Origin of the sequence: Streptomyces flavochromogenes, from assembly GCF_000717595.1 — a bacterium.
GTDB classification, from domain to species: domain Bacteria; phylum Actinomycetota; class Actinomycetes; order Streptomycetales; family Streptomycetaceae; genus Streptomyces; species Streptomyces flavochromogenes.
Genome location: NZ_JNZO01000002.1, coordinates 354,463 through 378,990, shown reverse-complemented (window position 1 = coordinate 378,990; position 24,528 = coordinate 354,463). Strand labels below are relative to the sequence as shown.

The 24,528-nt window shown below is 73.5% G+C and carries 19 protein-coding genes; 9 read left to right on the top strand and 10 right to left on the bottom strand.

The window, feature by feature from the left end; genetic code table 11:
- Position 1 precedes the first annotated feature (1 nt).
- Both IF00_RS0103755 and IF00_RS0103750 read right to left on the bottom strand, forming a co-directional pair.
- Positions 2–652 carry a response regulator gene (locus IF00_RS0103755; RefSeq protein WP_030314150.1) on the bottom strand — a complete coding sequence of 217 codons (651 nt, stop codon included), beginning with the start codon at positions 650–652 and terminating at the stop codon, positions 2–4.
- Positions 653–654: 2 nt separating this feature from the next.
- Positions 655–1,878 (bottom strand): sensor histidine kinase, encoded by a 1,224-nt coding sequence (locus IF00_RS0103750; protein ID WP_245234414.1) that lies wholly within the window; start codon positions 1,876–1,878, stop codon positions 655–657.
- An 84-nt stretch (positions 1,879–1,962) separates the two neighbouring features.
- Here IF00_RS0103750 and IF00_RS0103745 point away from each other — a divergent pair, with 84 nt between their 5' ends.
- On the top strand, positions 1,963–2,928 hold the full coding sequence (locus tag IF00_RS0103745) for an ABC transporter ATP-binding protein (protein WP_051819782.1): 966 nt from the start codon (positions 1,963–1,965) through the stop codon (positions 2,926–2,928).
- 2 nt (positions 2,929–2,930) lie between these two features.
- Positions 2,931–3,680, top strand: a complete 750-nt coding sequence (locus IF00_RS0103740) for an ABC transporter permease (protein WP_030314145.1) — start codon at positions 2,931–2,933, stop codon at positions 3,678–3,680.
- Positions 3,681–3,752: 72 nt separating this feature from the next.
- On the opposite strand, the gene IF00_RS0103735 is transcribed toward IF00_RS0103740, so the two are convergent.
- The 4 genes from IF00_RS0103735 to IF00_RS0103720 all read right to left on the bottom strand — a co-directional run bounded on the left by IF00_RS0103735 (position 3,753) and on the right by IF00_RS0103720 (position 11,269).
- The gene (locus IF00_RS0103735; RefSeq protein WP_078944522.1) at positions 3,753–5,816 is read right to left on the bottom strand and encodes a BTAD domain-containing putative transcriptional regulator; all 2,064 of its coding nucleotides are present in this window, start codon (positions 5,814–5,816) and stop codon (positions 3,753–3,755) included.
- 71 nt (positions 5,817–5,887) lie between these two features.
- On the bottom strand, positions 5,888–6,079 hold the full coding sequence (locus IF00_RS0103730) for a hypothetical protein (RefSeq protein WP_030314142.1): 192 nt from the start codon (positions 6,077–6,079) through the stop codon (positions 5,888–5,890).
- A 135-nt stretch (positions 6,080–6,214) separates the two neighbouring features.
- Positions 6,215–9,229, bottom strand: coding sequence for an AfsR/SARP family transcriptional regulator (locus IF00_RS0103725; protein WP_245234413.1), 3,015 nt, complete (start codon positions 9,227–9,229; stop codon positions 6,215–6,217).
- A 207-nt stretch (positions 9,230–9,436) separates the two neighbouring features.
- Positions 9,437–11,269 carry a hypothetical protein gene (locus IF00_RS0103720; RefSeq protein ID WP_030314139.1) on the bottom strand — a complete coding sequence of 611 codons (1,833 nt, stop codon included), beginning with the start codon at positions 11,267–11,269 and terminating at the stop codon, positions 9,437–9,439.
- Positions 11,270–11,620: 351 nt separating this feature from the next.
- On the opposite strand from IF00_RS0103720, the gene IF00_RS0103715 reads away from it, so the two are divergent.
- On the top strand, positions 11,621–14,182 hold the full coding sequence (locus tag IF00_RS0103715) for a GmrSD restriction endonuclease domain-containing protein (RefSeq protein ID WP_030314137.1): 2,562 nt from the start codon (positions 11,621–11,623) through the stop codon (positions 14,180–14,182).
- Positions 14,183–14,629: 447 nt separating this feature from the next.
- Here IF00_RS0103715 and IF00_RS0103705 read toward each other — a convergent pair whose 3' ends face one another.
- A complete protein-coding gene (locus IF00_RS0103705) occupies positions 14,630–14,911 on the bottom strand; it encodes a hypothetical protein (RefSeq protein ID WP_030314134.1) in 282 nt (93 codons plus the stop codon).
- 248 nt (positions 14,912–15,159) lie between these two features.
- Between IF00_RS0103705 and IF00_RS0103700 the strand changes: the two genes are divergently transcribed.
- Together IF00_RS0103700 and IF00_RS0103695 are read left to right on the top strand one after the other, a co-directional pair.
- A complete protein-coding gene (locus IF00_RS0103700) occupies positions 15,160–16,131 on the top strand; it encodes an acetylxylan esterase (protein ID WP_030314133.1) in 972 nt (323 codons plus the stop codon).
- Between the two features lie 48 nt (positions 16,132–16,179).
- Positions 16,180–16,680, top strand: a complete 501-nt coding sequence (locus tag IF00_RS0103695; RefSeq protein WP_030314131.1) for a hypothetical protein — start codon at positions 16,180–16,182, stop codon at positions 16,678–16,680.
- A 196-nt stretch (positions 16,681–16,876) separates the two neighbouring features.
- Here the strand turns inward: IF00_RS0103695 and IF00_RS0103690 are convergent, their stop codons facing one another.
- Positions 16,877–18,067, bottom strand: coding sequence for a cytochrome P450 (locus IF00_RS0103690; RefSeq protein ID WP_158710425.1), 1,191 nt, complete (start codon positions 18,065–18,067; stop codon positions 16,877–16,879).
- Between the two features lie 283 nt (positions 18,068–18,350).
- On the opposite strand from IF00_RS0103690, the gene IF00_RS0103685 reads away from it, so the two are divergent.
- Entirely contained in the window at positions 18,351–19,532 is a 1,182-nt protein-coding gene (locus IF00_RS0103685) for a cytochrome P450 family protein (RefSeq protein WP_051819776.1), read from the top strand.
- Positions 19,533–19,573: 41 nt separating this feature from the next.
- On the top strand, positions 19,574–20,338 hold the full coding sequence (locus tag IF00_RS42530; RefSeq protein WP_051819772.1) for a class I SAM-dependent methyltransferase: 765 nt from the start codon (positions 19,574–19,576) through the stop codon (positions 20,336–20,338).
- Between the two features lie 236 nt (positions 20,339–20,574).
- Here IF00_RS42530 and opcA read toward each other — a convergent pair whose 3' ends face one another.
- On the bottom strand, positions 20,575–21,525 hold the full coding sequence (gene opcA, locus IF00_RS0103675) for a glucose-6-phosphate dehydrogenase assembly protein OpcA (protein WP_030314122.1): 951 nt from the start codon (positions 21,523–21,525) through the stop codon (positions 20,575–20,577).
- 82 nt (positions 21,526–21,607) lie between these two features.
- Positions 21,608–22,156 carry a DoxX family protein gene (locus tag IF00_RS0103670; protein ID WP_030314120.1) on the bottom strand — a complete coding sequence of 183 codons (549 nt, stop codon included), beginning with the start codon at positions 22,154–22,156 and terminating at the stop codon, positions 21,608–21,610.
- Between the two features lie 214 nt (positions 22,157–22,370).
- Between IF00_RS0103670 and IF00_RS0103665 the strand changes: the two genes are divergently transcribed.
- Complete coding sequence (locus tag IF00_RS0103665) at positions 22,371–23,801, top strand: dipeptidase (RefSeq protein ID WP_051819770.1); 1,431 nt, start codon at positions 22,371–22,373, stop codon at positions 23,799–23,801.
- 278 nt (positions 23,802–24,079) lie between these two features.
- Complete coding sequence (locus IF00_RS0103660; protein WP_030314115.1) at positions 24,080–24,502, top strand: DUF350 domain-containing protein; 423 nt, start codon at positions 24,080–24,082, stop codon at positions 24,500–24,502.
- The last annotated feature ends 26 nt before the right edge of the window (positions 24,503–24,528 follow it).

The window sequence follows — 24,528 nt, the reverse complement described above, 5'->3', positions numbered from 1 at the left end:
CTCATCCCACGCCGACGAACCCCGACTCGTACGCCAGGACCACCGCCTGCGTCCGGTCGCGCGCCCCCAGCTTCGCCAGGGTGCCGCTGACATGGGTCTTGACCGTCTGCACCCCCAGGAACAACCGCTCGGCGATCTCCGCGTTGGACATTCCCTGCGCCATCAGCCGCAGCACGTCGGCCTCCCGCTCCGTGAGCTGGGCCCGGGCCAGTGCGTCGCCCCGCTCGCGGGCCTGACGCCCCTGCACCAGCGAGCGGATCGCGGCGGGGAAGAGCACCGAGTCCCCGGTCGCCACCGTACGGACGGCCTGGACGATCTCGGCGGGCCGGGATCGCTTGAGCAGGAACCCCGACGCCCCTTCCCTGAGCGCCTCGTAGACGTAGTCGTCCCGCTCGAACGTGGTGATCACCAGGACTCTCGGCGGGTCGGCGACGGCGGCCATGAGATCGCGGGTCGCGGTGATGCCGTCGACGGTGGGCATCCGTACGTCCATGACGACGACGTCCGGGCGCAGCCTCCGGACGAGCGGCACCACCTCGCAGCCGTCGGAGGCCTCGCCGGCCACGGTGATGCCGGGGGCGTTGCCGAGGATGGCCGACATGCCGGCCCGGACGAGCTCCTCGTCGTCGACGAGGAGTACGGAGATGTCCATGATCACGATCCCAAGCGTAGGGGGAGACGGGCGCTGACGGTCCAGCGCCCCGATGCGGCTCCGGCGGTGGCCCGGCCGCCCAGGAGCGCGGCGCGCTCCCGCAGACTGCGCAGCCCCTTCCCGGTGCCGGGAGCCCGCGGGGCCTCCTCCACCAGCCGGTTCGCGACGGTGAGCCGGACCTGTTCGCCGGTGACGTCCAGGTCGACGTCCACCGGTGAACCGGGCGCGTGCTTCATGGCGTTGGTGAGCGCCTCCTGGAGGATGCGGTACGCCTCGCGGGAGACCACACCGGGCACGGCGTCGACGTCGGCGGCCGTGCGCGAGCGCACCGTGACGCCCGCCGCGCGGCTGGCCTCCAGGAGCTGCCCGACGTCCGCGAGGGTGGGCCGGACGGTGCGGGCGGCCAGCTCGTCCTCCTTCAGATAGCCGAGGGTGCGCTCCAGGTCGTCCATGGCGCGGCGGCCGGTGTCCTCGATGGCGGTCAGCGCCCGGATCGCGAAGTCCCTGTCGGTGTGGATGAGTTCGCGGGCCGCGCTCGCCTGGAGCACGGTGACCGTGAGGGCGTGGCCGATGGAGTCGTGGAGTTCGCCCGCGAGCCGGTTGCGGGCCAGCAGTTCGTCCGCCAGACGCTCCGCCTCCGCGAGCCGCTCGGCCGTCGAGGGGCCCAGCAGCCTTCGCGCGAGGGCGAGTTGCACGTGTCCGGCCCCCACGACCAGCGCGAACGCCGCGAGCAGCAGCGGCGGCACCAGGCCCAGGTACCAGATGTGCCGGTGGCCGCCGGGGACGGTGACGCCGAGGACCGTCCGGGTGCCCTCGACGGCGGGTGCGGACGCCAGCGTTCCTGTGACGGAGAGGAGTTGGGCGACGACGGTGGCGACGAGCAGTCCCCACCAACAGCGCAGCACCAGCCAGACGCTGGTGCGCCGGCGGTCGGAGAGACTCCGGGCCGGGGCGCGGCCGATGTCGTTCTCGTCGTCCGGCACGAGCAGCAGCCGCGCCTGGATGCCCTCCGCGCGCCGCGTCCCCGGCACCAGGCCGAGCAGCAGCAGGGGGACCACCGGCACGAGGGCGCAGGCCACGAGGGTACGGCCCAGGTTCTCGCTGATGCCGGGCCACACCAGCACGCAGGCCGGCCCCACGGTCCCGCCGAGCAGCAGATGGAGCCCGCGGGCGTACGTACGGCCCTGGCGCAGGGCGTCGTGGAGCATCGACGGCAGACGTCTCATGGTGGATCAGCTCCCTCCCCGGGGGGAGGTGACTCCCGCCGCCGGGGGATCCGTCCGGGGCCGCCGGACGGTTGGCTTGAGGACATGAACAGGGACAACGGAACGGCGCACGGTGCGGGCGACGCACCCGCCGTCGAAGTACGGGGTCTGGTGAAGGCCTACGGCGACCGGACGGTGGTGCACGGCCTCACCTTCCAGGTGCGGGCCGGTGCGGTCACCGGCTTCCTCGGCCCGAACGGGGCGGGGAAGTCGACCACCCTGCGGATGATCCTGGGCCTGGACCGGCCCACGGCGGGTGAGGTACTGGTCGCGGGGCGGCCGTACGGCCGGCTGGTCGAGCCGCTGCACCACGTCGGTGCGCTGCTGGACGCCGGCGCGGCGCATCCGGGACGGACCGCGCGCGACCATCTGCTCTGCATCGCCCACGCCGGGCGCATGCCGCGGGCGCGGGTCGACGAGGTGCTGGAGCAGGTCGGCCTGGAGTCCGCGGCCCGTCGGCGGGTCGGCGGGTTCTCGCTGGGCATGCGTCAGCGCCTGGGCATCGCCGCGGCTCTGCTCGGCGACCCCGAGGTGCTGATCCTCGACGAGCCGGTCAACGGCCTGGACCCGGAGGGCATCCGCTGGCTGCGGCACTTCCTCAAGGGTCTGGCGGCCCGGGGCCGGGCGGTGCTCATCTCCAGCCACCTGATGACGGAGACGGCGCTGCTGGCGGACCGGCTGGTCGTGATCGGCCGGGGCCGGCTGCTGGCGGACGTGTCCATGGCCGAGTTCGCCGCGGAGCACGGCCGCTCCCGGGTGCGGGTGCGGGCCGACGAGCCGGAGCGGCTGCGCGAGGCCCTGGTGCGCAAGGGGCTGCGGGTGGTGCCGGGCGACGGCGGCGCACTGGAGGTGTACGCGGCGGAGGCCGCCGACGTCGGCCGGATCGCGGCTCACGAGAGGGCCGCCGTCCTCGAACTGGTCCAGGTCGAGGACTCGTTGGAAGAGGCATTCATGCGCATGACCGCCGATTCGGTGGAGTACGGGGGGCGACCCCTCGGAGAGGTGGTCTGACGATGTCTGTCAACGCGGTGCTCCGCTCGGAGTGGACGAAGATCCGCTCGGTGCGTCCGGTCCTGTGGTCGCTGCCGCTGGCCGCGGCCCTGCTGGTCGGCATCGGTGCCGGTGTCACGGGGACGGTCGGCCCCGAGGAGGCGGACGGCCCCGGTTTCGACCCGGTGCAGCTCGGCTACTACGGCATCCTCTTCGCCCATGTCGTCGTGATCGTCTTCGCCGTCCTGGTGGTCGGCAACGAGTACCAGCACGGCGCGATCCGGGTCTCGCTGGCGGCGGTGCCCCGGCGCGGTCTGATGTACACGGCCAAGCTCGCCGTCGGAGCGGTGCTGGCCCTGGTGGCCGGCGTGGTCGCCTCTCTGGGCACGTTCTTCCTCTCGCAGCGTCTGCTCGGCGAGCACGGCATGGCGTTCGGCGACGCGGGGACGGTGCGGGCGATCGCGGTGGGCGCCCTGTACTTCCCGCTGCTCGCGGTCATGTGCATGGGGTTCACGGCGATGCTGCGCAGTCTGATGCTCTCCATGGGCGTCCTGGTTCCGGTGCTGTTCCTGGTCTCCCCCGTGCTGGCCGAGATCCCCGGTCTGAAGGAGCTGGCCTGGTACCTGCCGGACCGGGCCGGCCAGTACGGGCTGCGGCTCGACCCCGCCGTCGCCGCGCCCTACAGCCCCATGGCCGGGGTGCTGGTCATGGCGGTGTGGGCGGCCGCGGCGGCGGTCGGCGGCTGGCTGACGCTCCGCACCCGCGACGCGTGAGCGCCACGCCGCCATGAGGGTCGCGTGAGGGGACGGGGACGGTGGGCATCGACGACCGTCCCCTCACGCCGTTCACTGTTCCCGGGCGTGGAGGCGTACGAGGGGCGGAAACGCGTACCCCTCGCAGGCCCCCGCCGGGGGTTCGAGCAGCTGGTGGTCGACCAGCCGCTCCAGGAGGTCCTCCGCCTGGCGTCCGCCGCAGCGCAGCACGGCGGCCGCGTCGGCGGGGGTGAACGCCCGGTCCGCGGACCGGGCGAGGGCGCGCACGGCGTCGCGGAGCACGGGATCCAGGCCCTCGTACGCGGAGGTCAGCCGTTCCCGTACGGAGAGGTCGCCGGCGACCAGCTCCGAGAGCCGCCGCTCCTCGTCGGCCAGCCGGTCCGCCAGCCGGGCGAGGGTCCAGTGCGGGCGGGCGGCGAGCCGCATCCCCGCGATCCGCACGGCCAGCGGGATCCCGTCGCACAGCTCGGCGACGGTCTCGGCCGCCGTCCGTTCGGCGAGCACCCGCCGCTCGCCGGCGATCCGGGCGAGCAGGGAGACGGACTGGTCGGCGGTGAAGCGCTCGACGCGGAAGTGCTGGGCGCCCTCCAGGCCGGACAGCGGGTTCCGGCCGGCCAGGAGCGCGGCGCCGCCGGGGCCGGACGGCAGCAACGGGCGGACGGCACGCTCCCCTGGCGCGTCGTCGACGACCACGAGGACCCGGCGGCCGGCGACGGACTCCTGGTATAGCGCCGCGAGTTCGGGCAGCCCGGCGGGAAGCCCGGCCGTCGGCACGCCCAGCGCCCGGGCGAAGCCGCGCAGCGCGGTGCGGACCTCGTCGGGCGCGCCGGTGCGCAGCCGGGCGTGCAGGACGCCGTCGGGGAAGTGGCGGGCGACGGCCGCGGCGATCTGGACGGTCAGGGCGGACTTGCCGACACCGACGGGCCCGTGGAGCGCGGCGACCGGGGCCGCACCGAACGCGGCCAGCGGCCCCTGCCCGGTCAGGTACTGCCGGACCTGGAAGTGCTCGACGCGGCCCACGAAGTCCCCGACGCTCTGCGGAAGCTGGACGGAGCGCAGCGCGTCGGCCCGGCCGGCGGGGGGCGCCGCCATCGCCGTCGCGGTCCGGGCGTCGTCCCCCAGGACGGCCATCTGGGCCTCGCGGAGTTCGGTGCCGGGCTCGATGCCGCTCTCGACGCGGAGCCTGCGGTCGACCGCGGCGAACAGCTCCAGCGCCTCCGCCCGGCGGCCGGAACCGGCGAGCGCGGAGAGCAGCCGGGCGTGCAGGCCCTCGTGCAGCACCTCGTGCCGGGCGATCGGCCCGAGCTGGGCGAGCACCTCCTCGTACTGTCCGCGGGCGAGGGCGAGATCGGCGAGGCGCAGCGCGGAGGCGACGCGCAGGCGGGCGTGCTCGACGGCGGCGGTATGACCTGCCAGCCGTGGCGGGGCGCCTTCCAGGAGCTGTCCGCGCCAGAGGCGCAACGCCTCGGCGAGCAGAGCCTGTTCGTGTACCGGGTCGTCGCCTGCGCGGGCCCGCGCGGCCTCGTGCGTCAGCCGGCCGAACTCCAGGATGTCGAGCCGGCTGTCCCCCTCGATACGGAGCTCGTAACCGCCGCCGCGCCGCAGGACCGCGGTCCGGCCGGTGCCGGGGAGGGTGTGCGCCTCCAGCATCAGTCGGATGCGGGAGATGTAGGTGTGGATCAACTGGCCGAACGTGTCCGGAAGTTCGCCGTCCCACAGGACCTCGATGATCTCGTCGCGTTCGACCACCTGATGGGCCTGGAGCGCGAGCAGTCCGAGCAGCGTCCGCTGCTTGGGCGTTCCGGTGAGCAGTTCGGCGGCGCCGCGCGTGGCGGAGAGCCTGCCGAGGATCCTCAGGACCAGCGGGGCGTCCTCCGGGATGTCTCCTTCGGCGCCGGCCGTGGCACCGACCTGCGCGAGCAGCGCGGGTTCGTGCAGGGCTTCGGCGATTCTGCGCAGCGATCCGGATCTCGGGGCGCGGACCCGGCCCCGTTCGATCTCGCGGAGCGTCCGCAGACCTATCCCGGACTTCTCGGCGAGGTCCCGCTGACTGACCCCGTTGCGGGTCCGCGCGGCGCGGACCAAGGTGGCGACGTCTCGTTCAGCCAACGCCGTCGCCGGACTACCACCCGTCATGACTCCCCCATGGCATGGTCGTTCGTTTCGCCGTCCGTCCCGTCGTCTGCGACGGACCGCGCCAGGCGTGGTCAGCCGCGGCTGTCCCACTCCTCGTGGGGCTCGGCGACGATCGGGCCGTCGGCCACGACGGTGCTCGGCACGGACGCCGTGTGCTGCTGCTCGACGACGGCCAGGAGCGAGAGGCCGATCATCGCGGCGACCGCGACACAGACGGTGCGCAGGGCGTGGGAGGTGTGGGGGGTGGAGGTGATCGCTCGCATGTGCTCGGTCTTCCGTTCGCTCGTCGTTCGGGTTGCCGGGTCAGACTCTGCCCCCTGTCGATCTACGCTGGATAGATCCTGGATATCTGCTCTGACCTGCGGATATATCACTCCTGACGGAGGCGGGAGGCGGCTTCACAGCGCTTCGCCGAGGGCTGCGAGGAGGGCGGCCGCGTGGTCGGCGTCGGGCAGCCCGAGCCGGGTGAACAGCGTGTGGGCCTGCCGGGCCCTGGCCTCCGCGGCCCCGGTGTCGCCGAGGTCGGCGAGGGTACGTCCGAGCACCAGGAGGGCGAGCCCCTGGTCGCGTGCCGCGCCGCGCTGCTCGCACAGCACCAGCGCGCGGCTCGCCTCCTTGAGGGCCTCCTCCCGGCGGCCCGTGATCCGCAGGGTCTCGGCCAGCCGGTGGCGCGCCTGCGACTCCTGTCCGCGGATCTGCCAGGTCGCGCACAGGTCGAGGCACCGGGCATGGCTCTCGACCGCCTCGTCGTACCGACCGAGTTCGTGCAGGGCCATCGCCTGCACGTAGAGCGCGTAGGCGGCGCCGTGGTGATCCTCGACCTCCCGCAGCGCGACCAGCGCCTCGGCGCAGGCGACGAGCGCCTCCTCGGCGCGGCCACCGCACAGCCGGGCCTGCGCCGCGTTGAGCCGCGTCACCAGTTCTCCCGAGCGGTGCCCGAGCTGTTTCGCCAGCTCGATCGCCTGGTCGTAGTAGTGCACCGCGTCCTCGTAGTGGTGCTGGAACTGCGCTATCAGGCCACGGTCATTGAGCGTCTGACGGAGGATCACCCGGTCGCCGACCCGCTCGCAGGCCTCCGCCGCGAGCCGGGTGAACAGCTCGGCCTCGGCGAGCCGGGCGCTCTGCAGAGCGGCGTTCCCGCAGACGAAGCGGGCCCGCCCGGCGACGTGGTCGTCGCCGCGCTGCGCGGCCGTCTCGGCCAGCGCCTGCGCGGCGGCGGCGAGCTGCCCGTACGGGATGTCCTTCCCGAAGGGGGTGAGGGCGATGAGCAGGTCGGCGGCGACGCGCAGGATCCGCGGGGCCGCCCCGGCGGGGCTGCGGGCGGCCAGCATTAACGCGTTGGTGAGGCATTCGAACTCGGCGGCCACCCAGCCGCGGGCCTCCGCCAGCCCGGCGAAGTGCGGCGCGGGCGTGGATCCGGGGGTGAGGAAGATCCCGTCCGGGTTGCCGGGCACCATGCACTGGAACGCGGCGCGCCCGGCGGCCAGCAGGTGGTCGAGGAGCGGCGGCAGCACGGGGATGCCGGCCTCGCCCCCGCCGTCGCCGGGCGGCACGCCGAGCTGGAGGGCGAAGGCCCAGACGAGGTCGTGGTAGCGGTACCTCCCGGGCTGCGGGGCCTCCAGCATGGCCGCGTCGACCAGGGACTCGAGGATCTCCTCGGTGTCGTAGGCGTCGAGGCCGAGGGCCGCGGCGGCCACGTCCAGTCCGATGCTGGGCCGGGCCACCGGGGCGAGGAGCCGGAAGACGCACGCCTGCTCCTGCGGGAGCTGGCGGTAGCCGAGTTCGAAGGTGGCCGCGACGGCCAGGTCTCCGGCGCGCAGCTCGCCGATGCGGCGGCGCTCGTCGGCGAGTCGACGGGTCATGGTCTCGATCTGCCAGCGCGGCCGGGCGGCGAGGCGGGCGGCCACGATCCGGACGGCGAGCGGGAGGTGTCCGCACGCGGTCACCAGATCGGTCGCGGCGGCGGGCTCCGCCGCCACGCGATCGGCGCCGACGATCGCGGTGAGCAGCTCGATCGCCTCGTCGGTCGCGAAGGCTTCCAGAGCCACGGCGGTGACCGCGCTGGGGATGCCGACGAGCCGGGTCCGGCTGGTGACGATCACGGCGCAGTCGGCCGAGCCGGGCAGCAGCGGGCCCACCTGGGCGGGGTCCCGGGCGTTGTCGAGGAGCAGCAGCATGCGCCGGCCGTCGAGCAGGGTGCGCAGGAGCCGGGCGCGGTCGTCGGTCATGGCCGGGAGCGCGTGCGGCGGCACGCCCATCGCGGCGAGCATGCTGCCGAGGACGGCGGACGGGTCGGCGGGTTCGAGGCCGCTGCCGCGCAGATCGACGTAGAGCTGCCCGTCGGGGAACTCGTGCTTGATCCGGTGGGCGACCCGCAGGGCGAGGGTGGTCTTGCCGAGGCCGCCCATGCCGCTGATGGACGCGACCGGAAGCGAGGTCCGGTCCGGGGCGGTGAGGACCCGGCTCAGCTCCTCGACCTGTTCGGCGCGGCCCGTGAAGTCGAAGGCGTCGGCGGGGAGTTGGGCGGGCCTGCCAAGGGCGGGTGCGGCGGAGTCGGGGTCGGGTGCGGGGCCGGCGTCGGGTTCGGCGGTTCGAAGCGCCGGAGAGGGCTGCGGATGCTCGGGGCTCCGGGGGGCGCGGGGGGCCTCGGGGGCGGTCGCGGCCGGCTCGGTGCCGCGGACCGAGACGTCGAGGAGCGGGTCGCCGGCGAGGACCCGTTCGTGCAGCGCGGCCAGTTCGGGGCCCGGGTCGACGCCGAGTTCCTCGGCGAGGACGCGCCGGGCCCGCGCGTAGACCGCCAGTGCGTCCGCCTGCCTCCCGGAGGCGTACAGGGCGCGCATGAGAAAGCCGTACGGCCGCTCCTGGAGCGGATGTTCCTGCGTGAACACGGTGAGGTCGGGAATGACCGCGCCGTGCCGGCCCGCCTGCAGCGCATGCGCGAAACGTTCCTCCTCCAGCCCGATCCGCAGCTCGGTGAAGCGAGCCCGCTGCTGCTCGGCGTACGGGCCGGGCACTCCGGCCAGGGGCGCGCCCTGCCAGAGGCCGAGCGCCTCGGTCAGCAGCCGCCCGCAGGCCTCGTCGTCGCCCCCGGCCCGGGCCCGGCCGGCGTCGGCGGCGAGCTGCTCGGCACGGTGCAGGTCCACCGAGAGCCGCGGCGCCACCATGCGGTAGCCGTCGGGCTGTGAGAGCAGCAGCCGAGGTGCGGTGGAGTCCTCCTCCAGGAGCTGCCGCAGCCGCCACACGTAGGTGCGCAGGCTCGCCAGCGCGGAGCCCGGGGGCTCCTCGCCCCAGACCGAAGCGATCAGTTCGTGCGTGGAGGCGACCCGTCCGGAACGCAGCAGCAGCGCCACGAGCAGGGCCTGCTGCTGCGGAGAACCGATGGTGATCGGTGTCTCGCCCCTGTGCACGGACACGGCTCCGAGCACGCTGAACCGAATCGACCCCCCCATGGATCCTGCCTTCTGCACTCGCGGCTACGCGACCCCCCGTCGCACAGTGACCTGACGCCAGGCGTCAGATCACGAGATCATTACACGGGCCGCACGGAAGCGGCACCTGCCCCCGGGAATGTCTCCTCCGGACCCGTGCGGCATCGGGCACGAACCGGGCACGAGGGAGCGTCAGCCGTCCAGCAGCGCCACATGGACGAGATACGGCAGCAGGCGGACGGCCTGCGGATCATGATCGAGCAGCACCGCGACGGGGGTGCGCCCCCGCGCCCGGAGCACCTCGACGAGCCCCGCCCGCCCGGGCGCCCCGTCCTCCACCGGCAGCGGCCTTCCGGCCGCCTCCCGGTCCGGCGTGACGGAGGGGACGGTCGGGACGAAGGGGGCGGCGCCGGTGCGCGCGACGCCCTTCTCCCGGGCGAGCAGGGCGCGTTCCGCGGCGGCCGCGAGGGCCTCGCTCCGCGTGGCGGCGACGCCGACGACGGTGTCGTCCCCGAGCCGGATCGCGCAGGCAGGCACGGAGAGCAGCGCCGACAGGTCGTGGGCGACGGGCTCACCCGCCGCGCGCAGCACGCGGAGTGCGTCAGGTCCCCCGTGGTCCGGAAGCGCGAGCCGGGGGACGCGTACGCCCGGCTGGTCGAGCCGGTGGATCACCAGCGCCTCGCAGTGCCCGGTCAGAGCGGCCTCCACCGCGGCCGCCCAGGTGAGCCCGGCCGCCGCGCCGGTCGGCAGCCGGTACGACGTGCCCGGCACCGGGGCCGGGTACGCCTCGGCCGCGGGGACCCGGCGCAGCCGGTCGGTGACGAGGTCCAGGCCCCAGACCTCGCGACCGCCCCGGGCGTCCGCGGCGGCGGCGAGGGTCCCGTACGCGGCGAGCGCGTCGAGCAGGGCCGCGAGGCGGGCGCTCGGGGCGTCCCGCCCGTGCCCCCGCACGGTGACACCCGGCGCGTCGGCGGGCAGCGGCCCGAACGGGTCGGGCACCGCGACCGCGCACCCCCACAGGCCCGTCGGCCCCGGCGTGGCCTCCGGGACCGGCCCGAGGAGCCCGGTCCGGGCGTCCGCCACGGCGTCGATCCGCTCCAGCAGCCGCGCGGGCTCGACGGCCGCACCCCCGATCCGCCCGAGGAACGCGACCCGCGCCCCCGTCTCGGTAGCCGCCCGGGTGGCCGATCGGCCGGGCCGGGGCAGGGGCACCACGGGGTGACGACCGCTGGACGACGTCCGCACGTCGGTACGCACGAGGTACGGCTCTCCGGCGTGCCCGCAGCCGCCTGCGACGCCTCCGGCCCCTGCCGCTCCCGCGCCTCCGGCTTCTCCCGCCCCCGCAGCCGCGTCGTTTCCCGCTCTCCCCGCTTCCGCGCCTCCGGTCCCTTCCACGGCACCCGCCGCCCCCGCGCCGCCGCGGCCCAGCCAGGCACCCAGGAGCCGGTCGGCGATCCATTCCGCCCGCCCGGCGGCGAGCACGGCGTCGGCGGTGCCGTCCGCCGCACCGCCCACCGGCCCGGCGCCCACCGGCCCGTCCGGCCGGCCCCGCGGCGCAGCACCGCGCAGTCGCCGCCAGGCCGAGGCCGCCGCGGTGCGGTCCGCGGGACCGAGCGGACCGGTCCACAGTTCGTCTCCGTGGACCAGGACCTGCCCCAGCCATGCACCGGCGTCGGCACACCGGTCGGCCGTGGCCGCCAGCTCGGCTGCCGAACGCGCGACGTGAAGCACGGCGTCGGCGGCCGTGAGCGTCTCCCTCTCCTCCCACTCCGCGAGGCCGCCGAGCGCCTCCGCGTCGCCCCCGCCCGTCCGGCGGACCCGGACCTCGCGGCACCCGGCCCGCTCCGCCGCCGCCGCGAGCGCCCGGAGCACCTGCCCCTCGCCGGCCAGCAGCAGCCGCCCGTCCGGCGCCGGTCCGGACCCCGACCCCCGGGCCGGCGGGTCGACGTAGGCATCGCCGTCCACGCTGCCCTGGGGCGCGACCTCGTCACGAGGCCGGTCGTCGTCACTCCATCGCGGACGCATGCGTCAGCTCCTGTCCCCCGGATCACCGGCAGTCGGTCGAGGGGCTCCGCGCCCCCCGGACTTGATGAAAAGGGACGGGGATAGGCAAACGATCAATGCGGGATATAGCGTGGCCGAATCCCTCTGCCGACGCCCGCCCGCGTGCGGCCGGCGGAGGCGAGCCGTACCCGCTCCGCCAGGCCGGTGGGGTCCGGCCAGACACCGAGCCCCTCGATCCCGCCCCCGCCCTCACCGCCGACCTGCTGGCCCGGGTGCCGTCCGTCCGGACGAGGGCTGAAACGCCGCTGTGAGTGTCGGTGCGAGGCCTTAGGGTCGATCCCACCAACGGAGCGGTGGCCAAGGGGGAACACGATGCAGGCGAAGGAGACGCTGTTCGCCGATCTCGTCCAGGGCAGGGCGCAGCAGTTCCAAGTGCCGCTCTACCAGCGGACGTACTCCTGGACGGAGAAACAGCTCGGGCAGCTGTGGAGTGATGTTCTGGAGCAGGCCGAGCTGCTGGAGTCGGGGGACAGGGCGAGCACGCACTTCCTGGGTTCCGTCGTCCTGGCACCGTCCCCTCAGAACGAGGCGACCTTTCCGCGCTGGCTCGTGGTGGACGGTCAGCAGCGGCTGACCACACTCTCCCTCGCACTGGCCGCGATCCGCGATCACATCGCGGATGCCAAGCCGGACGAGGCCGAGCGCATCGACGAGGAATACCTGATCAACAAGCGCAAGGGCGGCAGCGACCACTTCCGGCTTCTGCCGACCCAGGCCGACCGCCCCCAGTTCGCCGCACACGTGCGCGGGCCGCTCGCGACGCAGACCGCCGGCGGGAACGTCGCCGCGGCCTACGGCTTCTTCCGCCGCAAGCTCGTCGAGGCGGACGATCCGGCCGCCCCGCAGGACGTCTTCCGTATCGAGCAGGCCATCACCTCCCGGCTCACGCTGGTGGCGGTGACCGCCGAGCGCGGCGACAACGTGCACCGCATCTTCGAGTCGCTCAACAACACCGGCCTCAAGCTCAGTCAGGCCGACCTGCTGCGCAACTACCTGTTCATGCGGCTGCCCACGCGTGGGGAGCACGTCTACGAGACCTACTGGCTGCCGCTGCAGGAGAGCCTGAGCAACGACGAGCTCGAACAGCTCATGTGGCTTCAGCTGGTGCTCGACGGGGACGACCGGGTGCGCCGCCAGGACCTGTACGCGGCACAGCAGCACCGCTTCGAGCGCCGCGAGGTGACCGAGGCCGAGATCGAGGCGTACATCAGGGAGTTGTACCGGCACAGCACTCTCTTCCGCCGGTTGCTCCATCCCCAGGAGGAGCCGGACACGGCGGTCCGCGCCCGTCTGCGGCGCCTGGACGCCTGGCAGGCACAGGTCACCTACCCCGCTCTGATGCTGCTCCTCGACCGACGGGAGCGGGGCGAACTCGCATCCTCGGAGGCGGCCCGCGCGATGTCGTACATCGAGAGCTTCCTCGTCCGCCGGATGATCTGCCGGGTGCCGACGAACAATCTCAACAGGGTCTTCCAGTCCGTGCCCGGACAGCTCCCGACCGACGTGCCCGTGGCCGACGGCCTGCACCGGCTCCTCTCCGCCGACAACCGGTTCTGGCCCGACGACAAGGAACTGCGCGACAAGATCCGGACGGCGCCGTTCTACCAGTACGGACGCTGGCACCAGCGCAAGATGGTGCTCCAGCGGCTGGAGGAGAGTTACGAGCATCCCGAGCCGCTGGACTTCGCCGCCGCGCAGCTCACCATCGAGCATGTTCTGCCCCAGTCGGCCGGCGACGAGTGGATGCGCATGCTGGCCGAGGACGCGAACGCCCCGGACAGCGCCGAGGACCTGCACGCCCGGCTGCGGCACACCCTCGGGAACCTGACACTCACCGCGGTCAACTCGGAGCTCTCCAATCACCCCTTCGAGCGCAAGCAGGGCCTGCTCCAGGGAAGCCACCTGGAGATGAACCGCCGGATCGCCGCCACCGAACGCTGGGGCATGCGGGAGATCCTCGCCCGCGCCGACGAAATCGCCGACCGCGCGACCACGCTCTGGCCGGCCCCGCTGCGCGGAGTCGGCCGCGCGGAACGCAGCCGGGACTGGCAGCTGGCCCACCAGGTGCTTGCGGTGCTCCCCCACGGCACCTGGACCTCCTACGGCGACCTGGCCGCGTTTCTCGGCTCCGGCGCCCAGGCCGTCGGCAGCCACATGGCCAACACAGCGGGACTGACGAACGCGTACCGGGTACTCACATCCGAGGGCAAGGTCTCCGACGGCTTCCACTGGACGTCCCCGGACGAGGGAGGCGACGTCCGGGCCCGGTTGAGCGCCGACGGCGTCCACTTCACGGTCAACGGGGCCGCCGACCCGGCACAGCGCCTCACCGCCGACGATCTCGCCCTGCTGGTCGCCAGTGGCGGCGACGAACAGACGGACGGCGAGGACACCGCGGATGGCCAAGGCGGCCAGACGCGCGCCGACCGGTTCTTCCGTCAGCTCGCCGCGGACGACTCCCCCGAGACGGTGGAGGCGGTCCGGGCGACCTTCAAGGGTTGGGAAGAGCTCGGCGGCTGGATCGGCCACGGGTCAGGCCACACCACCACCAGCGCGTATCTCATGCTCGGGGAGGCGGGCGCGCCGGGCCGCGGCATCTGGCCCCTGACGCTCTATCCGGGTGGCGGACGCGGCGGCACGGCGGAGGTGGTGTTCCAGCACCTCGCCGCACGCGAGCCCTTCACCGACCGCACGCTGCGTGCCGAGCTGCTCCGGAGACTCAACGAACTGGAGGGGGTGGCCATCCCGGAGGGAAAGCTGGAACTGCGCCCCCACATCCGCCTGTCGCTGCTGGAGGAGGACCACAACCGCAAGCTGCTCGCCGAGACGCTGGCGTGGTTCCGGGAGCGCTGGGAGAGCCGCGACACGCTCTGACGCCCGGGCGGCACGAGCCTCCCGGGGTCATACGGGTTCGTCCCACGCCGAGGTGATCCCCCTCCCGTCCTGGCGGGGCTCATCGCCCGCCGCACCCCCGTCCCCGGTGCCCGTGGCCTCGGCGAGGGGGATGTCGTGCGGTGCGTCCGCCGGGCCGGGCGGTCGTCGGCTTCCGTGCCCTGCCGGGATGAGGAGCCCGCGGCGTCGTCGGCGGCAGGCCGTTCGAGGCCGGGGGGCCGACGGCGAACTGCCGGCCGTCCTCGCCGACGCGCTGACGGCGGCCGAGGTCACCTCCCGTACGCCGGTCCTCGTGCACGCCGACGGCGGGGCGGCGGCTCTCGTCGAGATCGAGGACGTGGTGCGTCCCGGGTCCGACGGCGGGAACGACGCCGTCGCGCTCGCCGGTGCGGACCTGGGCATCGGCCTCGGCAGCGGCCACTGGGCCGGCTACTCGGCCGTGACGTCCAGGAGTCCGCGGGTGCGGGCGCTCGCGCCTCTCAGGGTCAGCGGGATGTCCAGGCTCGCGCACATGCGGTGGGCCCGGGCGAGGGCGCTGAGGGTGGCCGGGGTGGGGTCGACGGCCGGGAGGGCGACGGTCACCCGGGTCGGCCGGAGCATCTGGACCAGGGCCTGGATCTGGAGGGCGACGGCGGCCCGGTTGGTGACGTCCAGGTCGCGGTGGAGCGTCACGTGCAGCACATGGTGACGTACGACGTGGCTGATGAGCATGGTCCCTCCGCGCAGGACGACGAAGGCCCACAACTGGACACGCTGTGGGCGGTTCGTCCGAGGATGTCATGGCGACCGGCCCAGAGCCCTTCTCGTGACGCCGGCGGCGCGGAGTGTCCGGCCGGACCCGTCCGAATTCACGTATATGAATCCGCGGGGTCCCGCGATTAGGGTGGGGCAGGCCGGGTCAACCGGTCGCGATCTCGAACGTGCCCTTCCCTCACCGAGCGACTCACCAGGCGGTGTTCATGACCCAGTTCGACCTGCCCCTCGACCAACTCCGCACCTACCGAAGCGCATCCGTGGAGCCCGAGGACTTCGACGCGTTCTGGGCGAAGACGCTCGGCGAGGCCCGCACGCACGCGCTCGACGCGCGCTTCGAGGCGGTTCCGACGGGGCTCTCCACGGTCGAGACCTTCGACGTCACCTTCGCCGGATTCGACGGCCAGCCGGTCAAGGGCTGGTTCGTGCTGCCCGCCGGCACGTCCCAACCACTGCCCGTCGTCGTGGAGTTCCTCGGGTACGGCGGTGGGCGCGGCCTGCCGCACACGCATCTGCTCTGGGCCTCCGCCGGGTTCGCGCACTTCGTGATGGACACCCGCGGCCAGGGCAGCGGCTGGGCCACCGGTGACACCCCCGACCCGGTGGGCAGCGCGCCCTCGTTCCCCGGCTTCATGACGCGCGGCGTCGAGGATCCGTACACCTACTACTACCGGCGCCTCTTCACCGACGCGGTCCGCGCCGTGGAGGCCGCCCGCTCGCACCCGCTGGTGGACGCGAGCCGTACCGCGGTGACCGGCGTCAGCCAGGGCGGCGGGATCACGCTCGCCGTGGCGGGGCTCGTACGGAACCTGGTGGCGGTGGCGGCGGACGTGCCGTTCCTGTGCGACTTCCCGCGCGCGACGACGGTCACGGACCGCGCGCCGTACCGCGAGATAGGCAGTTACCTCAAGACGCATCGCGGCCGGGTGGCCCTGGTCCGGGAGACCCTCTCCTACTTCGACGGGGTCCACTTCGCCGCCCGCGCCTCGGCACCGGCCCTGTTCTCGACGGCACTGGAGGACCTGACGTGCCCGCCGTCGACGGTGTTCGCGGCCTTCAACGCGTACGCCGGGGACGAGAAGGCGATCGAGGTGTACGACTTCAACGACCACGAGGGCGGCGGCGCCTTCCAGCAGGCGGCCCAACTCCGCTGGCTGCCGGGGAGGCTGCGGGGCTGACGCTCGGCCGGCCGGGCCGTTCCGCTCCGGCGTGAAAGGATCACTGCCGTGAAGAGCGCGCGCATATGGAGTGACGGACCGGTCGGTGACGAGGCGGCCGCGAACGACGGCCTGGTGCGGCTGCTCGGCGGAGCCGGGGCCGATGCCGGAGAGGCGGAGTCCCGGACCGAGGCCGGCGGGGCCGAGCGGCGGATCGTGACCGGTGTCATCGTCTGCCGGTACTGCGACTGGGACCGGTTCGAGGTGACGTCGGACGAGTGCTTCTGCGAGGGCTGTTGCCTGCCGATCGAGGTACAGGACGACGAGGGGTACGACGGTGCGGACCCGATGACCTGGGAGCTCCGGCCGCCCACGGCTCCGGACCCCGCGGCGGGCCTGAACATGGTCACGTGCCCCGCCGACCACGACCTGTTCCAGGTGGCCGCCGCGTTCACGCTCGGCCCGGACGGTCACATGCGCCGTCTGTCGGTCGGCCTGCGATGTCCGGTCGACGGCGCGCTGAGCCTGCTCGTCGACGACGTGCGCATGGCGCCGGCCGACGGCCGGTGACCCACCGCTCGGCCTGACTCCTCGGCCCTCGGCTCGTCCGCTCCCCGGCTCCTCGTGGAGCGCGCGGCGCGCGCAAGGGCCGGAGCCCGAGCCGTGCAGCGGGCTCGGGCTCCGGCGAGGTGCACGGTTGTCGTGCACGGGCGTGGTGCCCGCCTCCCGGACGGGCCGCACGCTCACTGGTTTCAGTGCCAGTACTTCATGGTCGTACCTCCTCCCCCGTGTCTGGACGCAGGGTGACCTCAAAGCGGTCGAGACCGCGGAGGGTCAGATTGCGCCGGTGTTCCGGTTCCGCGACTGCCCTTGCCTGCGGATAGTCCCTGGCCAGGGCACCCAGGACCGATCCGGTGAGCCGGATCGCCATGGACGCGCCCAGACAGGCATGGGCCCCGCGGCCGAACCCGAGGTGCGGGTTCGGGGCGCGGTCGAGTCGCAGCTCTGCGGGGTGGGCGAAACGGAGCGGGTCGTGATTGGCCGCGCCCAGGAAGAGCGTGACCGGATCACCCGCCTTCATCGTGACGCCACCCAGTTCGGTGTCGGTGACGCAGACCCGGGCGTCCGCCTGGACCGGTGCGTCGTACCGGATGAGTTCGTCCACGGCCGTGGCCGGGGTCGCCCGGAACGCTTCGAGCGCGCCGGGGGTGGTGAGGAGGCCGGCCGCCGCGTTGCCGAGGAGCCGGGAGGCGGATTCGTAGCCGGCGTGGAGGACGGCGCGCAGACTGTTGCGCAGAACCGTTTCTGCCACGCCGCTGTCCGCCGCGTGTTCGGCGACGTACGCGATGAGACCTTCCTTGGGCGGGTCCGCGAGCCACCCGCCCGCGTACTCCGCGAGCCGGGCGCGGGCCGCGACGGCCGGTTCGTGCTTCTCGGGCCAGAGGCCGGCGTCCATGCCGTCCACGACGGTACGGGACATGGGCACGAACCAGTCGAGCCCGGGAGCCTCGACGCCCAGAAAGGCGGTCACGAAGCGGAGCGCCACCGGCTCGGCGAGCTCCCCGACGAGATCGAAGGAGGGGCGCCGGGCCAACTCCGCGAGCAGATCGGCGATCTGCCCCTCCAGGCCGTCGTTGAGCGCCTGGCGGTCCTGTGCCCGGAAACCGTCGAGCAGCAGGTGCCTGATGGCGGTGTGCTCCGGAGGGTCGAGGGTCTGCACACTGAGCAGCGGGGCGGGGATCTCCTCCCCGGCGCGCCGCCAGTCGGAGGCGAAGCGGTTGCTGTCGGTGAGCACGGCGAGGCAGTCGGCGTGCCGGGTCAGGACCCAGGAACCGAGCAGTTCGTGCCACAGGACGGGGGAGGTCTCACGCATCCGGGCGTACGACGGGTACGGGTTCCGCAGGATCGACGGACGGGCCAGATCCAGAATCGGGTCCACGGCTGCCGCTTGCTCCACGAAACGTCTCCCCCTGCGCATCGGGCCTGGTTGAGGCCTTGGCTGCTACCGAGTCGAGCTGCACGAGGCGCCGGTCACCGGTGGGTGGAGCGCCTCGCCGATCTTGTCACCGGCAGTTCGCCGGTCCTTCTCCGAACATCAATCCGAGCCGAGCGCCGGTGACGCTACCACGCAACTGGGGTGGCTGGTATGACTACCTGCCAGAGATCTTTCACAAATCATCGGGGAGTTACGGAAGATGACCGGTCAAGAGCAGACAATCATTCACGATGTCCCGGTAAACGTGGCCCAACAGCCCAACCCCTACCCGCTCTTCGAGCGCATCCGCGAGCACGGTGTCGTCCAGCGCGTGCGGCTGAATCCCACTCTTGAAGTCTGGATGGTCACGGGTTACGACGAGGCCGTCGCCGCACTCACCGACCCGCGGCTCAGCAGTAGTCCCGTCGGGGTGAAAGGACTTGAGGAGGAGATGGCCCACCAGGAGCGCACCAACGTCCTGATGGCCAGCATGCTCGTCGCCAACGGCGAGGACCACACGCGGCTGCGCAACCTCGTCTCGAAGGCCTTCACGGCCCGCCGGGTGGAGCAGCTCGCGCCCCGCGTCCAGGCGCACACCGACGCCTTCCTCGACGCCTTCGCGACACGTGGAACCGCCGATCTCGTCTCCGAGTTCGCGCTGCCGCTCCCCATGGCCGTCCTCAGCGAGCTCATCGGCATCCCGGCCAAGGGTCAACCCGACTTCGCCCGCCTCGCGGTCGGTCTGATCATGCCGCCCAACACCCCGGAGAGGCTCGCCAAGGGTGCTCGCGCGCGAGCCGAACTCACGGAGTTCTTCGAACCGTTGATCGCGCAGCGGAAGGCGGACCCGAAGGACGATCTACTGAGCGCGCTGTGCGCCGCGCAGGCGGAGGAGCGGATCAGCGACCGTGAGCTGACGGCGATGACGATCCTGCTCACGCTCGCCGGCCACGAGACGACGGCGAGCCTCATCGCCAACGGCGTCCACGCCCTGCTGCGCCACCCGGACCAGTTCGCCGCGCTCCGCGACGACCCCGCGCTGCTGCCGGGGGCGATCGATGAACTCCTGCGCTACGAGGGCCCGGTGAGCCGCGGAGTCGCCCGCTTCACCACCGACGCGTACGAGATCGGCGGGGTCACCGTCCCGCCGGGCGAGATGATCATCATCGGGCTCGCCGCCGCCAACCGCGACCCTGGCCGCTACGACCGTCCCGACATCCTCGACGTGGCACGCCGCGAGGTTCCGCAACAGCTCGCTTTCGGCCATGGCGTGCATTTCTGCCTGGGTGCGCCGCTGGCCCGTGCGGAGGCGCGGATCGCCATCGGTACGCTGCTGCGCCGCTTCCCCGACCTGCGGCTCGCCGACCCGGACGCGGACCTGAGCCGGCGCGAGGGCATCCTGCGCGGTATGGCGACCCTGCCCGTGGCCTTCACGCCCGAGGCCTGACCCGTCGCCCCGACGGCGGACAGACGAATGGAGACAGACGGATGACTTCGCCCTCCGGTACGGCGGAGTTCGACGCGATCGCCCCCGGGTACGACGCCTCGCGCGGCGGCACGGCCCGGGCCGCCGGCTTCGCCGAGCAGCTCGCGCCCCTGCTCGACCCCGACCGCCCGGTGCTCGACATCGGCGTGGGCACGGGCATCGTGGCGGCCGAACTGACCGCACGCGGACACGTGGTGTACGGGCTCGACCTGTCGACCGGGATGCTCGCCCGGGCCCTGGAGCGGCTCGGCCCGCGGGTGACGGTGGCGGACGCCTGCCGGCTTCCGGTACGGACCTCCTCGGTGAGCCAGGCGGTGTCCACCTGGCTGCTGCACACGGGGCCCGACCACGGGAGGGTCTTCGACGAGGTCGCCCGGGTCCTGCGCCCGGGAGGCCGCTATCTGGTGATCCCGGCCGGGGGCACCCGCCCCACGGACGACATCGGGGCCGTGGTGGGCGAGCTGGAGGACCGGCTCGACCCGCTCCGGACCCGTCAGGACGGTCCGTGGACCCTCGCACCGATCGCCGAGGCCCGCGGGCTCGTCTACCGGGGCACGGCCTCCGAACGCCCCACGGCCTTCCGGGTGTCGCCCCGCGCGATGGCCCGCTCCCTGTCGGGCGGCCTCTTCACCGGCGCCTGGTCGGTCACGGGCGACGCCACCCGCCTGGTGGCCGAGGCACAGGAGCGGCTTCTCGCGCTCCCGGACCCGGACGTTCCGCGCGTGCGGGAGATGGCCGACTTCGTCATGGTGTTCGAGAAGCCCTGAGGCCCGGAGCCGGGGCCGACGCCGAGGCCGTGGTGCCGGCGGGGGCGTCGGCCCGGGTCGGGTCGCGGGCCCCACGGGTTCCACGGCCTCCACGACGTCAGGCGCGGGACCCGCGGGTCCCGCGAGGTCCGGAGCGGATCCCGTCCCGGGCTGGTCTCACGGGCTCCGCTGGGCTCACAGGGCAGCGGATCCCGGGCTGGTCTCACGAGCCCCGCTGGGCTCACAGGCCCCGCAGATCATGCGTGGGACCGCAGGTCGCCCGTCTGCCTCGCCGCCGGGCCGTGGCCGCGCAGGGACGCCGCGTACGCGTCGTCCGGGTCGAGGCGGCGTAGTTCCTCGGCGATCAGCTCGGCCGTCGTCCGGACCTTGAGGGCGAGGACCCGGCTGGGCTGCCCGGGGATGGAGAGCCGCGCCACCGGCCCCTCGGGCCGGTCGATGCGGATCTCGCCGTCCGCGGTGCCCATGCGGACGGCCGTGACGACGGGCCCGTCGGTGACGATCCGGTCGACGGGGACGCCCAGCCGGACCTCGAACCAGCGGGCGAGGAGTTCGGCGCTCGGGTTCTCGGCCTCGCTCTCGACGGCGGCCGAGGTCACGGTCAGCGGGGCCTGGTCCAGCGCGGCGGCGAGCATGGAGCGCCACGGGGTGAGCCGGGTCCAGGCGAGGTCGGTGTCCCCGGGGGCGTACGAGGCGGCCCGCTTCTCCAGGGCGGCGAGGGGGTCCTCGACGGCGTACATGTCGGTGATGCGGCGCTGGGCGAGTGAGCCCAGTGGATCGCGGGAGGGCACCTCGGGAGCGTCGACGGGCCACCAGACGACGACGGGGGCGTCGGGCAGGAGCAGCGGCAGGACCACGGAGTCGGCACGGTCGCCGAGTTCGCCGTGGAGCCGGAGCAGCACCGTCTCGCCCGAACCGGCGTCGGTGCCGAGCCGGACCTCGGCGTCGAGCCGGGTCTCGTGGCGCCCGCGGGGCGAGCGGGCGTGGCGCTTGATGACCACCAGGATGCGGGAGGGGTGTTCCCGGGAGGCGTCGTTGGCGGCCTTCACCGCGTCGTAGGCGTTCTCCTCGTCGGTGACGACGACCAGGGTGAGCACGACACCGGCGGCGGGTGTGCCGACGGCCCTGCGGCCGTCCAGGATCGCCTTGTTGATCTTGCTGGAGTTGGTGTCCGTCAGATCGATCTTCATGCGCGGCGACCGTCCCTTCCTCTGCGGCGAGCCTAACCCTCCCGCGCGGCGGACGCGTGCGGGCCCCCGTCCTCGGCCCGCTTCACACGGATTCCGGCGCCGCGTCCTCCGCCGTGGCCTCGGCGGCGGCCTGGTCGTCGGCCCGCCGGTTGACCACGGCCGCGGCGGCGATCGCGGTGCCGAGGAAGGCGGCGGCCACCACCCAGGGACGGTCGAGGACATGGTCCGTGGCGTGGTCGAGGGAGTACCGGCCCGCGCCGGTGACCCCGATCGCGGCGGCGACGAAGCCCAGGAAGGCCGGGTACTCGTAGCCGCCGCTCTGGGCGAAGAAGCCGGCCGGGGCGTGGACGGCGACGGCGCCGGTCATGGCTCCGGCGGCCGCGGCTCCGGCGGCCGGGGTGGCGAGTCCGAGGGCGAGCAGGGCGCCGCCGCCCGCCTCGCCGAGACCGGCGGCGATGGCGCTCTCCCGGCCCGGGTGGAAGCCCATGGCCTCCATGGCCTTGGTGGTGCCCTCGATGCCTCCGCCGCCGAACCAGCCGAAGAGCTTCTGGGTTCCGTGGGCGGCGAGTACGGCTCCGGTGCCGACCCGCAGCACGAGGAGCCCGAGGTCGCGTCGGTTGGGGTGGCCCATGTGATGCTCCAGGTGCGGGAGGAGGAAAGGGCGGACTCGTACGCGGTCCACTGTCGTCTCCCTGTCCGGGCTCCGCCGCTCGGGACCCCGGGCGCCTACTCCGTACGGGTCACCTTTTGCGGCACTTGTCCACCGATGGTTGGGTGAGAGGGCCGCCGCCGTCCCGGGCTCCGCTGAGCCGCGCCCCGCCACGGCCCGAGGGAAGTGGGTACGCATGACCGCCGAGTCCACCGGGACCGAAGCCCTGCGGGAGAAGGTCCGAGCCCTGATGCCCCGGGCGAAGGAGGACCTGACCGAGCTCGTGGCGATGCGATCGGTCGCCGACGCCCGCCAGTTCCCCCCGGAGGAGTGCGCGAAGGCAGCCGACTTCCTCGTACGGGCCTTCACCGAGGCGGGGCTCCAGGACATGCGGCGGGTGACGACCCCCGACGGCACGGACGCGGTCGTGGGGCACGCGCCGGGCCCCGAGGGGGCGCCCACCGTCCTCCTGTACTGCCACTACGACGTACAGCCGCCACTGGACGACGCGGCGTGGGAGACCCCGCCCTTCGAACTCACCGAGCGTGACGGGCGCTGGTACGGCCGTGGCTCGGCCGACTGCAAGGGCAACATCGCCATGCACCTCACCGCCCTCCGCGCGCTCGGCGGTCCGGACGGCCGGGGATTTCCCGTGAACATCAAGTTCGTGGCGGAGGGTTCGGAGGAACAGGGCACCGGCGGCCTGGAGCGGCTCGTCCCCCTGCAGCCGGAACTGTTCGCCGCCGACACCCTGCTGATCTGCGACACCGGCAACTTCGAGCGCGGTCTGCCCACCACGACCACCTCACTGCGCGGGCTCGCCAACGTCGTCGTCACCGTCTCCACCCTGAAGGGGGCGATGCACTCCGGCATGTTCGGCGGCCCCGCGCCCGACGCCCTGGCCGCGCTGATCCGGATCCTCGACAGCCTCCGCGACGAACACGGCAACACCGTGATCAAGGGGCTGCCCGGCGACGGCGCCTGGGACGGTGTGGACTACCCGGCCGAACAGTTCCGCGCCGATGCCGGCGTCCTCGACGGGGTGTCCCTGGTCGGTACGGGTTCGGTCGCCGACGAGCTCTGGGCCCGGCCCGCCGTCACCGTGCTCGGCATCGACTGCCCGCCGGTGGTGGGGTCTTCGGCCGCCGTCCAGGCCAAGGTGAGCGCCCGGGTCAGCCTGCGGATCCCGCCGGGGGTCGACGCCGACGACGCCCAGCGCGCCCTCGCCGCCCATCTGACCTCGGCCGCCCCGTGGGGCGCCCGCGTGGAGGTGGAGCCGGAGAGCGGCGGCCGGCCGTTCCGGGCGAGGACCGACGGCCCCGCCTACCGGGCGCTGGCGACGGCGCTCCGCGAGGCGTACGGGAAGGACATGGTCCAGTCGGGGCAGGGCGGTTCGATCCCGCTCTGCAACGTGCTCGCCGCCCACTTCCCCACCGCCGAGATCGCCCTGATCGGCGTCGAGGAGCCCGGCTGTCTCATCCACGCGCCCAACGAGAGCGTGGACCCTTCCGAGATCGAGCACATGGCGCTGGCCGAGGCGCTCTTCCTCAGTACCTACGCCACCCCGCTCCGACCCGCCCCAGCTCCGCCCACCCCCTCCCCCCGGAAGGACGGGAGCCGTCCATGACACAGACGCAAGGCGGCCCGAGGCACCAGGACATACCTCCAGGCCCGCTCCGCGTGCTCGCGGGCGCCGCCTGGCAGGCGCCTCTCTTCGCCGGAGTCGCGTCCCCGCGCAGAGAACCCCCGCCGGGGGCATGACGGCGTCCGCGCCTCCCCGCCCGACCGCTCGCCGTCCGCCCGATTCCCGGGCGGGCGGCGACTGCTGTTGACGCGTGCGCTACATTTTGCCGGTCCTTGACCACTGATCCCCCGTGATCGCGAATTCCCGGAGACCGGCACACCATGAGCGACATCGTCAACGGCCTCGGCCGGGCCGGCGCCTACGGCGCACTCGGCGTGGTCCTGCTGATCCTCGGCATAGTCCTCGTGGATCTGCTGACCCCCGGCAAGCTCCGCCGGCAGATCTGGGAGGACCGCAACCGCAACGCCGCGATCCTGCTGAGCTCCGCGCTCCTGGGCATCGGCGGCATCGTCTTCACCTCGATCTGGACCACGTACGACAACTTCGGCAAGGGCCTCGTGTCGACGGCCGCGTTCGGCCTGCTCGGCCTGGTGATGATGGCCGTGGCGTTCCTGGTCGTGGACCTGGTCACGCCGGGCAAGCTGGGCGCCACCCTGGTCGACCCCGAGCCGCACCCCGCCGTCTGGGTGACCGCCTCCTGCAACATCGCGGTCTCGGCGATCGTCTCCGCCTCCATCGCCTGAGCCACCGGGGAGGGCCGTGCCCTTCC

Excerpts from the sequence above, each read along its gene's own strand:
- IF00_RS0103735 (WP_078944522.1), bottom strand. The coding sequence starts at position 5,816 with ATGACGGGTGGTAGTCCGGCGACGGCGTTGGCTGAACGAGACGTCGCC.
- IF00_RS0103705 (WP_030314134.1), bottom strand. The coding sequence starts at position 14,911 with ATGCTCATCAGCCACGTCGTACGTCACCATGTGCTGCACGTGACGCTC.
- IF00_RS0103670 (WP_030314120.1), bottom strand. The coding sequence starts at position 22,156 with ATGGGCCACCCCAACCGACGCGACCTCGGGCTCCTCGTGCTGCGGGTC.
- IF00_RS0103730 (WP_030314142.1), bottom strand. The coding sequence starts at position 6,079 with ATGCGAGCGATCACCTCCACCCCCCACACCTCCCACGCCCTGCGCACC.
- IF00_RS0103665 (WP_051819770.1), top strand. The coding sequence starts at position 22,371 with ATGACCGCCGAGTCCACCGGGACCGAAGCCCTGCGGGAGAAGGTCCGA.
- IF00_RS0103750 (WP_245234414.1), bottom strand. The coding sequence starts at position 1,878 with ATGAGACGTCTGCCGTCGATGCTCCACGACGCCCTGCGCCAGGGCCGT.
- IF00_RS0103740 (WP_030314145.1), top strand. The coding sequence starts at position 2,931 with ATGTCTGTCAACGCGGTGCTCCGCTCGGAGTGGACGAAGATCCGCTCG.
- IF00_RS0103700 (WP_030314133.1), top strand. The coding sequence starts at position 15,160 with ATGACCCAGTTCGACCTGCCCCTCGACCAACTCCGCACCTACCGAAGC.
- IF00_RS0103715 (WP_030314137.1), top strand. The coding sequence starts at position 11,621 with ATGCAGGCGAAGGAGACGCTGTTCGCCGATCTCGTCCAGGGCAGGGCG.
- IF00_RS42530 (WP_051819772.1), top strand. The coding sequence starts at position 19,574 with ATGACTTCGCCCTCCGGTACGGCGGAGTTCGACGCGATCGCCCCCGGG.
- IF00_RS0103745 (WP_051819782.1), top strand. The coding sequence starts at position 1,963 with ATGAACAGGGACAACGGAACGGCGCACGGTGCGGGCGACGCACCCGCC.
- IF00_RS0103660 (WP_030314115.1), top strand. The coding sequence starts at position 24,080 with ATGAGCGACATCGTCAACGGCCTCGGCCGGGCCGGCGCCTACGGCGCA.
- IF00_RS0103720 (WP_030314139.1), bottom strand. The coding sequence starts at position 11,269 with ATGCGTCCGCGATGGAGTGACGACGACCGGCCTCGTGACGAGGTCGCG.
- IF00_RS0103755 (WP_030314150.1), bottom strand. The coding sequence starts at position 652 with ATGGACATCTCCGTACTCCTCGTCGACGACGAGGAGCTCGTCCGGGCC.
- opcA (WP_030314122.1), bottom strand. The coding sequence starts at position 21,525 with ATGAAGATCGATCTGACGGACACCAACTCCAGCAAGATCAACAAGGCG.